This window comes from Exiguobacterium sp. s89 (assembly GCF_018617735.1).
Taxonomy (GTDB): domain Bacteria; phylum Bacillota; class Bacilli; order Exiguobacteriales; family Exiguobacteriaceae; genus Exiguobacterium; species Exiguobacterium marinum.
Map to the genome: position 1 here is coordinate 262,296 of NZ_JACSKS010000003.1, position 15,439 is coordinate 277,734.

A 15,439-nucleotide genomic window follows, 5' to 3' on the forward strand; every position below is an offset into this window, starting at 1 on the left:
TTATAATGATAGCAGATTTGAAGCAGTGAAGGAGTGAAGAGATGGAACGTACAATGGATCAACATACACATGTAGACTTAGATCACGTTGCCTATCACGGGAAAGACCTAGGGGTGACGTTCAAAGGAGAACAGATTCGACTACGTGTCTGGTCTCCGGTCGCGGAACAGATGTCGGTCAAGCTATACCGTACAGCACGTGCCCGAAAGTTTGAACGACTTGAACTAGAACCGGCCGAGAAAGGGACGTGGGTCATTGAACTCGATCGTGCCTTATGCGAAGGTCAATTTTATGTATTTGAAGCAATGATTGATGGAAAGAAAGTTGAATCGCTCGATCCTTATGCGAAAGTCGTCGGAGTGAATGGGAAACGTGGATGTCTGCTCGATCCGACATCCTTGAACCCGGATCATTGGATCAAAGAACGTCCGCTATTCAATTCTTCACAAGAAGCGGTCATTTACGAAGCACACGTACGTGATTTGACGAGTCACCCGGAGAGTGGGGCTACGCATCGCGGGAAATTTTTAGGCATGACCGAGACGGGTACGACGACAACGAGCGGTTATCCGACCGGTCTCGATTACATCACATCGCTAGGGATCACGCATCTCCAATTGATGCCATTCTTTGACTATGGGTCAGTGAATGAATCACGTGAAAGCGAAAATAACTACAACTGGGGATATGACCCGGTACATTATTTCGCGGTCGAAGGCTCCTATGCTTCAACGGCAGACGATCCGGCAACGCGAATCGTTGAACTGAAAGCGTTGATTCAATCTCTCCATGACCGGGGTATTCGTGTCATCATGGATGTCGTATTTAACCATACGTACGATGCGTTGACGACGCCGCTCGGTCAATTCGTCCCTGACTACTACTACCGATTAAACGAAGACGGGACACTAGCAGATGGTTCGGCATGCGGGAACGATACGGCATCCGAGCGCGCGATGATGCGTAAGCTCATGGTCGAGTGTGTCACGTACTGGGCCAAAGAATTCATGATTGACGGGTTCCGTTTTGATTTGATGGGACTACATGACGTCAAGACGATGAATCAGATTCGAAAGGCGCTCGACCGCGTCGACCCATCAATCCTTGTCATCGGGGAAGGTTGGGATTTGGATACGCCCCTTCCAGTCCGTAAAAAAGCGAACCAACATAATGCGCACAAAATGCCGCGGATTGCCCAGTTCAATGACGGGATTCGAGACGGTGTCCGAGGAGACGTCTTCATCGAAGACTTGCCGGGCTGGGTGAGTGGAAACACGGACATGACAGCAGACGTGAAACGAGGGATTGCTGGTGGAATCACGAGCCAAAGTTTCGCCGATGAGCCGAACCAGGTCGTCAACTATGTGGAATGTCATGATAATTTGACACTTTGGGACAAGCTGTCTGTGACGAATCCAGAAGATGATGAGACGACACGTCGTCGCCGTCACCGCTTAGCGACATCGATTGTGCTTCTTGGACAAGGGATTCCGTTCCTCCATAGTGGCCAGGAGTTCTTCCGGACAAAAGACGGGGATGAGAACAGCTTTAACTCAGGTGAAGTCGTCAACCGTGTGGACTGGACACGAGCGGAACAAGAAGCACCAAGTGTAGAATATGTCAAAGGCCTCTTGCGTTTGCGGAAGCAATATCCGCTCTTCCGCCTCGAGAACACGGAACAGATTCGAAAACATTTACGTTTCTTCGATGAAGAAGAAGGCGTGATTGCGTTTGAATTGAGTCGCCATGTAGAGGGTTACGTAGAAAGACACATCGTGTATCATAACGGGCTTGAAGAGGCGGTCGAGGTCAAACTCCCGTCTGGTAAGTTTGAGGTGAACGTAGAAGACCATACCGTCAATCTGACGGCACCGCGCCAAGTCGAAGAACGCCACATGACGGTGGCACCCCTTTCGACACTTGTTGTGACCGAGCGTCGCCCGGATTACAGCAAATACGCTGTGGCCGGTGGTGCTGCACTCGCCGTGATCGGCGGTCTCTGGTATGTATCGAAGAAGCGGAAACGTAAAGAGCAGTAATCAAAAAGGAGACGTTAATCCGTCTCCTTTGGTGTGTCTCCCTCTGATTGAGATGCTTCGAGTTGCATCATTTTTTGGACGAGGATGTGCTTCGGCATATGCATCAGTTCTTCGAGCGGGACGTTTAATTTTTTCGCAAGCTCAACAGCGGTCTCTGGCGATAATTGTAATGGACGCATTGGAATTCTCCTTTCTAAACCATAATTCTATACCGTCAGTATACAGGAAAATAAGAAATGTGTTGAACGAACACATTCAAAATCGAATTTCGTTTCGGTCGTTGCTAAGCTGAAATTAGGAAGTGATCAAATGTACAAACAAACAGCAGACTTTCAATTTCATCAAACGATCGAATGGTTAGAACGTGTCGGTGAAGGTTGGATGTTGTACTTGGCGCAAACCGGCTTTTTGTTCTTTGACGAGTCGTCTCAAATTCGCTGGGAGATTGACTGGATATGGACACCGTGCGCCCTATATGTGGAGCCGAACACGACGCGTGCCGTAGCTTGGTTTCAAGAAAGAGGATTTTACGGAGTCATTGATTTACAACGAGGAACGATGGAGACACATGCGATTCCACAAAGATTCAACGGAGATTGGTTTAGCAATCTGCACCATTGGCAAGGTAATGACATCTTCTTATATTCAGCCGAATCGGATGTCGTGGCTTTGAACCTTGACGATCATACGTTTCGGTATAGTCGTTACGAAGAAGTCCCGATGTTCGGGGACATCATCGAGCTGGCCTATCAAGGGACGTATGATTTCGAACGATTCACACCTGAAACATGTGTGACCCTGTTCGATGAAAAAGCACATCATTTTTTAGTAGAGAATGTGATAACGAATGAAAACTGGCGCATTCCCTACCAAGGAGACCGTGACACGGTCATTCTCGATCAAGTCGGAGAAACGACGGCCATCACATCGACGGAGTCGTTTCAGCTATTTCACCGGGATAAAGAGTTATTTTGTTCAAGCATATGTGCAGACAATCAATTATTGAAAGTTATGCTATTAGATGACCGAGGCGATCGTCTCGTCGTCTTATCTGCACCACCAAGATTTTGTCATAGTTGGCTTCAAGTTTTTGAACGACAAAGCTCCTGAACCGAGCACGGGTTCAGGATTTTTTTGTGAAGTGATGATGAATGGAGAGAGAAACGGGAAGTAAATGGTTAGAGAGGGAGGAGTGACAAGGATGGAATGGTTGGGTAGGCAGTTAATTCGCTTTCGATATGGGGTGCTACTCGTTTGGGCAATTTTAATTGCGGGGTCAGTTTATTTTGGATTGCAGCTTCCGAGTGAATTAAAAGGAAACGGTTTTGCGATTCAAGACGGACGGTTCCAACAAGTGGAAGATACATTGAATGAACGATTTGATCGGGCAGGGGCATCCATGATCGTCTTATTCGAAGGTGGAGACCTAGATGCGATTATGGACGAACAACAGGAACGCTTTGAAGCGATTCCAAAGATTGACGGGGTGATCACACCGGCAGAGAACCCAGACGCCCGGTCAGGAGACGTATCCTATTTCGTGCTGGAATTCGAAGATTACGATGCGGCGGAATCCTCGATTGATGCCGTCCGAGACGCGCTCATCGTGGACACGGATACCGAAGTCCGCTTGACGGGAGAACCCGTATTTGCGGACGATTTGAATGAGGCTTCAAAAAATGACTTAATTCGGGCAGAGTTAATCGGGATTCCGGTTGCGCTTGTTGTGTTGTTGCTCGTTTTTGGCACACCACTCGCCGCGCTCATGCCGTTACTCGTCGGGTTGATTACATTCATTGTGGCGGCGGGATCACTATTCTTTTTTGCACAAAACATGGAATTATCCATCTTTGTCCTGAATGCTGTAGCGATGATTGCCATCGCGCTCGGGATTGATTTCTCCCTGTTACTCGTCAATCGGTATCGTGAAGAATTGGCGCGTGAACAATCGAGAGAAGAGGCCATCATACGAACCGTTGCGACGGCCGGGCGGTCGATTCTCTTCTCGGGACTTTGTGTATTTGTCGGATTGGCCGGCCTATTGTTCATCCAGGTCGACGTTTTTCAGGCAATCGCACTCGGTGCACTCATTGCGGTTGCAGGGGCGGTGTTATCGGCACTGACACTCTTGCCGTCATCTCTTTACTTAGTCGGTGAGGCCTTGAATAAAGGACGGATCATCAAGTCTGATGAGACCCGTTCTGAAAAGCGTTGGCAAAAGCTTGCCCGCTTCGTGATGAAGCGTCCCGTGACGATGACACTCGTTGCATTGTTGTTATTACTACCGAGCCTTTGGTTCGTTCGCGATTTAGAGTTGAACATACCAGATGCCGACGCGCTCCCGACCTCATACGAATCACGAGCTGCGCTCGAGCGATGGGATGATGTGTTTGGGGATAATTCGACCGATGCGGTCATTCTGTTCGAAGCGAACGATTTGACCGATCCGATGATTTTAGAGGAATTGACGAGTCTCACGGATGAGTTGAATGAAGTCGACATCGTCGATAACGTCTCGACTTTCCTGACGACATCGGGGTTAACACCGGAGACGTTTACGCAACTCGCCCTGGCGGCACCTGAACAACTCGCTCCGCTTGAACGCCTCGTCACACTTGACGGGAATACGGATTTGGCACTCGTCAACGTGAGCTTTGATGTACCTCCGAGCGACAAAGAAGCGCAAGCATTCGTACGCGATTGGCGAAATCAAGGGTTCGAAGTCGGTGGACCGGCAGCCTTCAATGAAGAGATTTACGACGAAATTTATGACAGTATCCCCTATGCGGTCATCACTGTCATCTTGGCGACATTCTTCATCCTCATGTGGGCGTTCCGTTCTATCTTGATTCCGATCAAAGCGATTCTCATGAACGTGCTCGGTCTAGGGGCGACGTTCGGACTGCTCGTCATCATCTTTGAGTCGGGCTATGTGTATGACGCCGAGACAATCAGTATTTTGACTCCGGTCTTTATCTTCTCGCTCGTCTTTGGGTTGTCGATGGACTACGAGGTGTTTCTCGTTTCACGAATCGAAGAATATTACCGGGAGACGGGTGACAATGACTACGCGACGGAGATGGGACTGGCGAAAACGAGTAAAATCATTACCTCGGCAGCCATCATTATGATTGTTGTCACAGGTGCGTTCGCCTTCACAGGCGTCAGTCCGATCAAACAGCTCGGAGTCGGGATTGCGCTCGCCATCTTCATTGATGCGACCATCATCCGGATCCTGCTCGTTCCGTCCCTCATGAAACTGTTCGGGGATTGGAACTGGTGGTGGTTCGGGAAGAAAGATTTACCGAAACGTAACATGCACTAAAGGTAACATTCAGCAACTAAATCAAAATGTGTGGTAAACTGTGTACAAGATTACGCGCAATTTGAGAAAGGAAGGTCTTTATGGATACCGAGAGGACATGGCCTCTGTTCCAACTTCCGGACTTCTAGCGTTGAAGGATCACAATCACGTGTATCAATCAACAAACGGAAGATCGGAGATGGAACAGATGGAACCGCGGCTACGACTGAGGATCCTCCTCTCCGTCAAGAACGGGGAGGACAATCGGAATGAAACGAGTTGCTACCATAGTGCTCGGAACGCTAATCATGGCGTTCGGTTATTATTATTTGAATGAACAGTTTGGTTTGGCGGAAGGTGGGTTCGTCGGATTATCGCTACTCGGTCGTTATTTATTTGATATCGACCCGGCGATTTCGATGATCGTGCTCGACATTCCATTTTTTATCATCGCGTTATGGTGGAAAGGATGGCGTTTTGTCGGGCAGGCGGTATTAGCCGCTTCGTCCTTATCGCTCAGTTATGCGATGTGGGACCGTCTCGATTTGCTCACGTTTGATATTCAAGTATGGCCGGCGACGTTATTCGCTGCCATCGCGAGTGGGATTTTGACCGGATATGGTCTCGGTCTCGTCTTGAAGTCAGGTGGAGCTACCGGAGGCGACGATTTATTCGCCATTGGCTTATCGAAATGGACAGGTGTGTCGGTCGGCACGATTTTGATTATCTTTGATGTGATCGTCCTTGGGATTTCACTCATCTATTTACCATTATCGAGCGCATTGTATACGCTCGTCGCGGTGTCAATCGCCGGACGGGTCGTCACAAAGATGCTCGTCGTCGATGAGCCGAAAGCGGCACCTGTCGTGCCAAATTGGTCACCAAAAAACGATCTCGCGTGAGGTCGTTTTTTTTAGTTCATCGAAACTGCGATGTCAAACAAGTCTTGTTTCGAAAGTTGATCTCCTTTGTAGTCGATTGCATATTCGACGCCATCTTGTTGCCAACTGAGCACGGTGAGTTCATCGGTCTCATTGAGATATACAGGAGAACCTTGAATGGTTTGAGCATATGCTTCCCACGTTTCAGTATGGTGCCATCCTAGTTCAGTAGTTGCCCATACGGTAATAGACTGCTCATCATTTTGATAAACGAGTTCGACCCGACTTAAGCTGACGAGATGAGCATATTCACTATCGGTGACAAAAGGAAGCTGCGTGGGGCTTTGAATCTCGAATGGGACGAAAGAAGTCGTTGCGTGAATGGGTAGAGGGACTTCGCTTCGTCCGATAAAAAGTAGAAAAAGACTCATGCCGAGAATACACTTGAAGATAAAACGGCCTTTTCGATCTTGTGGCAGTAAAAACATGATCGAATTTCACCTCACTGAACAATTTATACATTTTCATTTAGTATAAATGAGGTATTTGTTTAAAACATACAAAAAATAACTTTTTATTCACTGATGATGATATCATGGAGGATGACTAGAAATGAGAGGTGCATCTTATGAAAAATCGAAATATTGTCAACTTTAGTATCCTCGTATTACTCATGGCAGTGATGGTCGTGAACAACGTTGATGGGCTACACACGCTCAAGACGTTGGTGAACGGTCTTGCAATCTTGACGTTATTCGTCATCGGAGTTGTATACGTGACAAACTATGCGAAAAATAAGACGAGGGAAATATGATGAAATAGGTAGATGAGGCTACCTATTTTTCTTTTTCGCTATTTGTGTCAAATCTCATAGCTTATGCCTTCACCGTCTAATACACTGAAGGATGAAGGAGTGATAGGTGATGAAATGGATGATTCCAAATCAACATGGGGCATGGTCGATGCTCATTTTACCGTTCGTTCTCGGAGGAATGGTCGGAGGATGGACATGGGCACACGTATCTTTTGCAATCGCATGGCTATTTGTTTACATGGGTACATTTTTCTTATTCCAATACATAAAACAGCGCAAGAAGTCGCGTGACCTCTTACGCACGGTAATGATGTATCTCATCATTGCTATCGTAGCTATCGTGCCAGTATTTCTCGTGGAGTGGCGTCTCATCTGGTTCGCCGTTGCGATGATTCCATTTGGTCTCGTGAACGCTTACTTTGCCAAAATCAAAGATGAACGAAACGTATGGAACGACGCTAGTGCTGTCACTTCGTTCTGTATCGGCGGGATGGCGAGCTATTATCTTGGGGCACGCGTCTTGGATGAGACGATGATATGGGTGTTTGTCTTACCATACTTATATTTCTTCGGGAGTATCTTTTTCGTCAAGACGATGATTCGGGAAAAGAAGAGCACTATTTATCGGAACCTTTCGTGGGGGTATCATATGTTACTAATCATCGTGTTCATTGTACTGGGTTATCCTCTGCTCGTATTAGCTTACGCCCCAAGCCTGATTCGTGCTATTTGGTTTTACGGAAAAAAAGTCCCAATCATGAAGATTGGGATTGTAGAGATTGCGAATTCTGTATTTGTACTGACGTGTCTCGCGACGTACCTCGTCTAATTTAGTTCGTGGACGTGGTACTGGCAATGACTGCGGCAGTCGTGGCAGCCGTCATCGCTTGTTGCATCGCGAGCAGGTGAGCGAATGTGCCGTGAAGCAATAAATCGTTCGCTTCTCCAGTAGTGATGTGGTCGGCTGCCACAAGTTGTAGGGCGACGAGCACGCTATGTGTATTGAACCAGCGCTGCTTGTCTTTTTCCACATCCACAATTTCTTTTACGGCGTGTATGGAATCCATGTTCGGCTCTGTCACGATGCTAAGTAGGGCGAGCGCAGGCAAGTGTTCACGACGGATGGATACTTCTACTTCCTCTAAGTGCGACTTCCAAGTGAGCAATCGTGACACCGCTTCTTCTGGAGAAGAGTCGCTGAATGTCAGTAAATGAGAGACGAGTTGAAGTTCGTTTGACTTCGGAAGTCGGTCTTTCAATAATGTATAGTGCTGCTCGATGCGTTCATTTAAATCGATGACGTCGTCAAACGCTTGGACGAGTACGAGTGCTGATAGCAAGTCTTCCTCACTCGTCAACCAGGGATGATGTTGCTTAAACGTTTGGTACAGGTCCGTCGCCTCATCGAGTCTTTGCTCAGGGTGATCTACATTGATCAGTTGATTCGCTAAAAAAGGACGCAATGAACTGAAGCGGAAGTGTTTACGGTCGAGCAATGTATCAAGTCGGAGCGCCTCATCGATCGCAGTTCCGATGTCTTCGTACTTAGCGTCGAGAAACGAAAGCCACACGAGGTTTTGGCTACCTCTGAACTTTGAGAATATCTTTGTTTTTTGTTTCAATGTATCACGTGCGTCTGAAAATCGTGATGCATCGAACGGGGTATCGTGAATCGCGTAATGAATGGCCATTAAGCGCCGGAAGTCATCTGTCAGTTCCCATTTCGTCGCTTCTTTGATGGCATCTAGTGCCTCTACATATCGTTCATAACGTGTCATGTCGAATCGCCTCCTTGGTCAACCATACGAGATGGAGTAGAAAGATGTTTCAAAAAAGCCGCCACGGAAAAAATCCGGGCGGCTTTTCATTATTGTACTTGTGTATACAATTTTTGCATGTACTCGTTCACTTCATCGGCCGCTTGGAACATCATGAATGAATGTTGCAAGATAATCTCTGGTGAGAAACCGAGGTCGAGGTCGAGTGTAGATGCGAGTGTGACATCACGATCGCTGTCGAGTACGCAGCGGAAGTATTTGAACTCCTGGTTGAACTCGTTCAAGGCATTGAGAATCGGTAAATCTTCTACATAGTCTGGGACGTGCGTGACGGTCGCAGCGTACAACTCAGCGTCTGTCGTCTTTTTGTTAAAAGCGATAATCATAACGGGCTGAGCCCCGGATTTTGTTGTTTCACGCGTCAAAAACGTGACGTGCGTTTCAGTGTCGCTCTCTTTGAACGTCATATTGCGTTCAGCGGCGAGCGCTTTAAATGATTCTACTTTTTCTTCGAAGTTCACAAGGAAATCCCCCTTAGTAAGTCGTTACTCTAACTTTCCCCCATTTGAACAGGGAAAGCAAGGGGAACTAGCGTTTCATCAACATTTTAATGGCTTCTTCTACCGTTTCTGACGTATCTTCACCATCTTCCTGAGCTGTGATGATGCACTGCTCTAAATTCTTAGCCACGATGATTGTCGAAGCGCGATCGAGCGCGGATCGGGCGGCACTTAATTGCGTCACGACATCGCGACACTCTTTCCCTTCTTCCATCATACGGATGATGGCGCGAATTTGTCCTTCCACGCGTTTCATGCGATTCAATACTTTTGCATCGTATACATACGGTTCCATATCATTCACCTCTATAGGAAAAATTGTTCAGTTACCCAACTATTTATTGTGTAGGCTCATCTTAATACATGGGGGAGTATGTGTCGAGCATCAACTATCCGAATGAGCAATGAAGAAAAATTCTACATTTCGTCAAACTTATTTCTTGCATTTGAATACCTAAGGGGGTATATTAATGACGTAAAAGCGAAATGTTCAACAAATCACAAACTTGTTGGACGCCAGCTACCAAGCCGAATGGTATAGATTGAATCGAAAAGGAAAGGTAGATCAGTTATGAAAGCATCCGCTTTAAAACGTCAGATGGACTTTGAAGTGCCTGTAAACATCGTCGACGTACGTGAACGTGACGAGTTTGAAGAAGGTCATATCGAAGGTGCAAAAAACTATCCGTTATCAGAAATCACCACTTGGATTGATACACTCGATCCTGCTGAAGAATATGTCGTTCTTTGCCGCTCTGGTGCACGTAGCACGCAAGCAACTTGGCAAATGGAGGCAAAAGGCTATAAAGTGGTCAATATAGAAGATGGCTTGATGAGTTGGCCAGGAGAAGTCGTCAGAGGAGGAAATGGACAATGAGTAAAAAAATCGTAATCGTTGGTGGAGTAGCAGGTGGTGCATCTGCAGCAGCACGTCTCCGTCGTTTAAATGAAGAAAACCAAATTGTCATGTTCGACCGTGGGGAGTATATTTCATTCGCGAACTGTGGTCTTCCATACTACATCGGAGACGTCATTCAAGATCGTCAAAAATTGCTCGTTCAAACAGTTGAAGGAATGAACAAACGTTTCCAACTCGATATCCGCAACTTGACGGAAGTGACAAAAATCAACCGTGACGAAAAAACGGTGACAGTGAAACACGTCCAAACCGGTGAAACGTATGATGAGTCATATGATGTACTCATTTTATCACCGGGGGCGAAACCGATTCGTCCGAACATTCCTGGAATCGATGAAGCAGAAGATATTTTCACACTACGTAACATCCCGGACACGGATAAAATTCGTAGCTACGTTGATGACAAAGCACCAAAACACGCGACAGTAATCGGTGGGGGCTTCATCGGGATTGAGATGGCAGAAAACTTACGTGAGCGCGGCGTTGACGTCACACTAGTCGAGATGGCAGACCAAGTCATGACGCCACTTGACCGCGAGATGGTCGCTCCAATTCATGAACACATGCGCCTTCACGGTGTCGAACTTCAATTATCAGACGGTGTTTCTTCATTCTCTGAAAAAGGGAAGAAAGTACATTTGACAAGCGGTCGCGTCATCGATACGGATATGGTCATCATGTCAATCGGTGTCATCCCTGAATCGACGATTGCACGGGAAGCGGGCCTTGAGACAGGTACGCGCGGCGCGATTCGTGTCAACGAAAAAATGCTCACATCAGATCAAAATATTTATGCAATCGGAGATGCCGTCGAAGTACTCGACTATGTCTTCCAAGAACCAACCGTTGTACCACTCGCATGGCCAGCGAACCGTCAAGGACGTCTTGTGGCGGATATCATTAATGGTCGTGACGTTAAATACAACGGAACGATGGGAACAGGAATTGCCAAAGTGTTTGATATGACGGTCGCATCGACAGGATGGAACGAAAAACGTTTGAAAGCGGCTGGTAAGACTTATGAAGCCGTCCACGTGCACCCGGGTTCGCACGCAGGGTACTATCCAGGATCGACACCAGTTTCGCTCAAACTCTTGTTCCACCCGACAACGGGTGAGATTTACGGTGCGCAAGGTGTCGGCATCAATGGAGTCGACAAACGTATCGATGTCCTTGCCACAGCGATGAAAGGTGGTTTGACAGTTCTTGACCTTCCGGATCTCGAACTCAGTTACGCTCCACCATTCAGTTCAGCGAAAGATCCGGTCAATATGATCGGCTATGTCGCTTCGAACGTCGTGCTCGGCGACAACGAAGTCGTACATTGGGATGAAATCGATGAGCTCGTGAAAAATGGAGCGACATTGCTTGACGTGCGTGACGAATCAGAACATGAACTTGGGAAGATTCCAGGATCAATCAACGTTCCGTTGAATTCATTACGTGAAAACTTAGACAACTATGACCGGAATGAAACAATTTATGTAACGTGCCAAGTCGGTCTTCGTGGATATCTCGCATCACGAATCTTGCGTCAAAACGGATTCAAAGTGAAGAACTTGAGCGGTGGCTACAAAACGTGGTCACAAATCAATCGTGATTTCGAGGCGCTTGAAGAGGAGAACACATCAAATGAAACTGCAGCAACCGTTGTAGAGGAGGAGTCAGCACAGATGACGAATGCACCAATTGGTGAAGCGGTTATTTTAGACACGTGTGGTCTACAATGCCCGGGACCAATTCTGGAAGTGAATAAGAAAGTCGCAGACCTCGGAGAAGGCGAAACGCTCCGCGTACTCGCAAGTGATCCAGGATTCTTCGCTGATATCGAAGCGTGGGCGAAGAAGACAGGCAATAAGCTCGTCTCGAAACAATTTGTTAACGGACGAGTCGAAGCCATCCTTCAAAAAGGACAAGGTCCGGCTGCTCCGCAGGCGGGCGCTCCAACAAAAGACGGTGCGTCAATGGTCGTCTTCAGTGGAGACCTTGACCGTGCGCTCGCATCCCTCATCATTGCGCAAGGTGCTGCAGCGATGGGTAAAGACGTGACGATGTTCTTCACATTCTGGGGACTCAATGTCATTCGCAAACCGGACGCACCGGAAGTGAAGAAACAAGGCCTTGAAAAAATGTTCGGTATGATGATGCCAGGACATGCCGGCGAACTTCCGCTCTCGAACATGAACTTCGGTGGTGTCGGTCAAAAAATGATGAAAAAAGTCATGAGTGACAAGAACGTCCCTTCTGTCGAAGAGATGATCAAGTCAGCGCAAGAAGCAGGTGTGAGAATGGTAGCCTGCACGATGTCGATGGATGTCATGGGCATCAAAGAAGAAGAATTGATCGAGGGGGTCGACCTTGGTGGTGTTGCGGCATATCTTGGCGCAGCAGAAGACGGCAACTTGAACCTCTTTATCTAAATATGAAATATTTAACGAATCGGGTTGCGATGAGCAATCTGATTCGTTTTTTTTCGCAAGATTCGATTTGGTCAAATAGTCCATCATGCAAGAAAGTGAATTAATATTGCAATTTTCGTATAATTTACCTATAATTCTACTCATGTTAAAAAAGTTGACATGACTTTTTTGTTAAGAGTTTTAGAATGATGGAGGATTAGTATGGAGAAATTGGTAGAGAAGCTTGTTTCGCAGGCGAACGATTTGTTGTGGTCGCAAGTGCTCATCGTTGTACTTGTCGCATTAGGTCTTTATTTTACGGTTCGTATGGGGTTCGTCCAGTTCCGTATGATTCCTGAAATGTTCCGTCTTTTGTTTAAAGAAGGGACGGCGCGTGAGAAAGGACAAGTATCTTCTTTCCAAGCGTTCGCAATCGGAACGGCGGCACGTGTCGGAACAGGTAACATTGCCGGTGTGGCGACAGCGATTGCGCTCGGTGGTCCAGGGGCGGTCTTTTGGATGTGGCTCATTGCCTTGATTGGAGCAGCATCTGCATTCGTCGAAAGTACATTGGCACAAGTGTATAAGATTCGTGACGGACGAACATGGCGCGGGGGACCGGCTTATTATATGGAACGTGCGCTTGGTCAACGCTGGCTCGGTGTTTTATTCGCAATTTTGATTACGTTCGCATTTGGATTTGCATTCAACTCGGTACAGTCGAATACGATTTCACTCTCTGTGAGTAATCAATTTGGGATCAGTACAACAGTCGTTGGGATTGTCCTTGCGATTGTGACGGCCGTTGTCGTCTTCGGTGGGATTCAATCTATCGCACTCTTGTCGAGTATTATCGTTCCAGTCATGGCAGGTGGCTATATCCTACTCGCGATTTGGATTATGGTGACAAATGTCAATCTCCTACCAGACGTCTTCAGCCTCATCTTCTCAGAGGGAGTCCTCGGAATCGAGCAACTCTTCGGTGGTGCAATCGGTGCGATGGTGCTTCAAGGGATTCGTCGTGGTCTCTTCTCGAACGAAGCAGGTATGGGTTCTGCGCCGAACGCCGCTGCAACAGCGGAAGTGTCACACCCTGTCAAACAAGGATTGATTCAATCGTTTAGTGTCTTCGTGGATACATTACTCGTCTGTACATCGACAGCGATGATCATCTTGATTTCAGGAGTAGCAGGTTCAGAATCGTTTGCAGGTGTCGAACTGACACAAGCTGCATTGACAGCAGAAGTCGGTCCGGTAGCGACATCGTTCTTGACGATTGCAATCTTCTTATTCGCTTTCAGTTCGATTCTTGGAAACTATTATTACGGAGAGACGAACATTCAGTTCATCTCAGATAAAAAAATCTACGTCACGCTCTATCGCATCGGTGTCGTCGGAATGGTCTTGTTTGGTGCGGTCCGTTCTGCAGGTCTCGTCTGGTCGATTGCGGACGTGTTCATGGGTCTCATGGCACTCGTGAACTTGTATGCGATCTTCCGCTTGGCGAAGGTGGCTCGCGCCGTTCTCGATGATTACTTGTTACAACGTCGAGCAGGAGAAGACCCGGTCTTCTATGTCGACTCGGTTGAGAACCTTCCTGGCCGTGAATATATCGAAGCTTGGGAGAGCGAACCAGAAGAACAACAAACAGGAACTAATCGTTTTTGATGTAGGAAACCGTCTACGAATTTAAGTAGGCGGTTTTTTTACATATACAAGACGGGTAATGTCATAAAAAAGGGGGCGTTCATGTATGGAGACGACGCATTATGTACGTGTTTCCCCAGAAGTATGGGTATCGTTCAACCAAGAACCGGAGATGATTTTAGACTGGTTGATTCATATGCATGAGCAATATCGGGATCGGGACGACACGCTGACGCTTCCGAATGTGGAACCGTTTCAACGCGTGCTCAGTCAAATCGAAGTGTATATCGATGGGGCGGACACATACAATATGGAAATGGCACTCGTTGGCGAGGAGTTGATTGTGAATGAAGCGCAGGCGGTCGTTGTCGGTATACTGACTCCACAATTGCTTCACATCGTCAAAGACACGTTGCATGCGTTCGGACGAGATGACGTGAAAGACATGGCGCTCGTAGCAAAAGATGAGTTCGAGACGATTTGGGAAGACTGGACCCGGTTGCAACAGTTTTGTGAGACGGCCGTGTCCCGAGAAGAGCTTGTCTTAATTTATTATGAGTAAGGATGGACCTGATGTGATACCATGTAAAAAAATGGTATAAAGGGGATTCGCTCATGGACGTGTTTGGCACACTCATCTGGATCGGCATTCTGATTAACCCGTTTCTTGCGTATCAAACGGGAGTCAAGTCGCTTTATCGCATCACGCTCATCTCATTCACTGTATTCTTGGTGACATGGGGGTACGCTGTGACGGGCGGGGTGGTGCCTGTCCTATTTGACACGGCTTGGAACGTTCTACTCGCCGCTTATATTGGTCTATTGGTGTTGAATAGTTATCTCGTCAGCAAACGGTTTGTTCCGAAGATGACATGGATTCGTTTTGGTGTGATCGCACTGATTGGATTTGGTGTCAGTCAAGCGTGGTTGGGAATGAGTACAGGGGAGTGGACGCGATCATTCTTCATGGACGGGGATTTCTGGATGATGAGTGTCATCGTATCGCTCCTGATCCTGCTTCTCGTCACGATGAAGACGTTAGACCGTCGAATAGAAGCATGAAAAAATCCCGAAACGAGCCATCTCGTTTCGGGATTT

16 protein-coding genes are annotated in these 15,439 nt (G+C 47.3%); 11 read left to right on the plus strand and 5 right to left on the minus strand.

Annotated features, from left to right (window positions below):
- The first annotated feature begins 41 nt into the window (after window positions 1–41).
- Window positions 42–2,039: a type I pullulanase gene (pulA, locus tag KNO96_RS11140; RefSeq protein ID WP_214703731.1), complete on the plus strand. Its 1,998-nt coding sequence runs from the start codon at window positions 42–44 to the stop codon at window positions 2,037–2,039.
- 14 nt (window positions 2,040–2,053) lie between these two features.
- Here the strand turns inward: pulA and KNO96_RS11145 are convergent, their stop codons facing one another.
- Window positions 2,054–2,218 carry a YycC family protein gene (locus tag KNO96_RS11145; protein WP_214700972.1) on the minus strand — a complete coding sequence of 55 codons (165 nt, stop codon included), beginning with the start codon at window positions 2,216–2,218 and terminating at the stop codon, window positions 2,054–2,056.
- A 130-nt stretch (window positions 2,219–2,348) separates the two neighbouring features.
- Here KNO96_RS11145 and KNO96_RS11150 point away from each other — a divergent pair, with 130 nt between their 5' ends.
- The 3 genes from KNO96_RS11150 (at window position 2,349) to KNO96_RS11160 (ending at window position 6,245) form a co-directional block, all read left to right on the plus strand.
- Window positions 2,349–3,149: a hypothetical protein gene (locus KNO96_RS11150; protein WP_214700973.1), complete on the plus strand. Its 801-nt coding sequence runs from the start codon at window positions 2,349–2,351 to the stop codon at window positions 3,147–3,149.
- Between the two features lie 91 nt (window positions 3,150–3,240).
- Window positions 3,241–5,364 (plus strand): MMPL family transporter, encoded by a 2,124-nt coding sequence (locus KNO96_RS11155; protein WP_214703732.1) that lies wholly within the window; start codon window positions 3,241–3,243, stop codon window positions 5,362–5,364.
- Window positions 5,365–5,612: 248 nt separating this feature from the next.
- Complete coding sequence (locus KNO96_RS11160) at window positions 5,613–6,245, plus strand: YitT family protein (RefSeq protein WP_214703733.1); 633 nt, start codon at window positions 5,613–5,615, stop codon at window positions 6,243–6,245.
- Window positions 6,246–6,256: 11 nt separating this feature from the next.
- Here the strand turns inward: KNO96_RS11160 and KNO96_RS11165 are convergent, their stop codons facing one another.
- A complete protein-coding gene (locus KNO96_RS11165; protein WP_214703736.1) occupies window positions 6,257–6,712 on the minus strand; it encodes a hypothetical protein in 456 nt (151 codons plus the stop codon).
- A 140-nt stretch (window positions 6,713–6,852) separates the two neighbouring features.
- Between KNO96_RS11165 and KNO96_RS11170 the strand changes: the two genes are divergently transcribed.
- On the plus strand, window positions 6,853–7,038 hold the full coding sequence (locus tag KNO96_RS11170) for a hypothetical protein (RefSeq protein WP_214703739.1): 186 nt from the start codon (window positions 6,853–6,855) through the stop codon (window positions 7,036–7,038).
- 109 nt (window positions 7,039–7,147) lie between these two features.
- Window positions 7,148–7,867, plus strand: a complete 720-nt coding sequence (locus tag KNO96_RS11175; protein ID WP_214703746.1) for a YwiC-like family protein — start codon at window positions 7,148–7,150, stop codon at window positions 7,865–7,867.
- 1 nt (window position 7,868) lies between these two features.
- On the opposite strand, the gene KNO96_RS11180 is transcribed toward KNO96_RS11175, so the two are convergent.
- From KNO96_RS11180 to KNO96_RS11190, 3 genes are all read right to left on the minus strand, one after another.
- Window positions 7,869–8,816: a DUF4003 family protein gene (locus KNO96_RS11180; RefSeq protein ID WP_214703748.1), complete on the minus strand. Its 948-nt coding sequence runs from the start codon at window positions 8,814–8,816 to the stop codon at window positions 7,869–7,871.
- Between the two features lie 89 nt (window positions 8,817–8,905).
- A complete protein-coding gene (locus KNO96_RS11185; protein ID WP_026824494.1) occupies window positions 8,906–9,337 on the minus strand; it encodes a type III secretion system chaperone family protein in 432 nt (143 codons plus the stop codon).
- 67 nt (window positions 9,338–9,404) lie between these two features.
- On the minus strand, window positions 9,405–9,671 hold the full coding sequence (locus KNO96_RS11190; protein WP_026824493.1) for a metal-sensitive transcriptional regulator: 267 nt from the start codon (window positions 9,669–9,671) through the stop codon (window positions 9,405–9,407).
- 276 nt (window positions 9,672–9,947) lie between these two features.
- Between KNO96_RS11190 and KNO96_RS11195 the strand changes: the two genes are divergently transcribed.
- The 5 genes from KNO96_RS11195 (at window position 9,948) to KNO96_RS11215 (ending at window position 15,403) form a co-directional block, all read left to right on the plus strand.
- Complete coding sequence (locus KNO96_RS11195; RefSeq protein ID WP_026824492.1) at window positions 9,948–10,253, plus strand: rhodanese-like domain-containing protein; 306 nt, start codon at window positions 9,948–9,950, stop codon at window positions 10,251–10,253.
- The gene (locus KNO96_RS11200; RefSeq protein WP_214700978.1) at window positions 10,250–12,715 is read left to right on the plus strand and encodes a CoA-disulfide reductase; all 2,466 of its coding nucleotides are present in this window, start codon (window positions 10,250–10,252) and stop codon (window positions 12,713–12,715) included. Before KNO96_RS11195 ends, KNO96_RS11200 begins: the two co-directional genes overlap by 4 nt.
- Before the next feature lie 201 nt (window positions 12,716–12,916).
- Window positions 12,917–14,362 carry an alanine/glycine:cation symporter family protein gene (locus tag KNO96_RS11205; RefSeq protein WP_026824490.1) on the plus strand — a complete coding sequence of 482 codons (1,446 nt, stop codon included), beginning with the start codon at window positions 12,917–12,919 and terminating at the stop codon, window positions 14,360–14,362.
- 85 nt (window positions 14,363–14,447) lie between these two features.
- Window positions 14,448–14,903: a hypothetical protein gene (locus KNO96_RS11210; protein ID WP_214703751.1), complete on the plus strand. Its 456-nt coding sequence runs from the start codon at window positions 14,448–14,450 to the stop codon at window positions 14,901–14,903.
- Between the two features lie 53 nt (window positions 14,904–14,956).
- Window positions 14,957–15,403 (plus strand): hypothetical protein, encoded by a 447-nt coding sequence (locus tag KNO96_RS11215; RefSeq protein ID WP_026824488.1) that lies wholly within the window; start codon window positions 14,957–14,959, stop codon window positions 15,401–15,403.
- Window positions 15,404–15,439 lie beyond the last annotated feature (36 nt).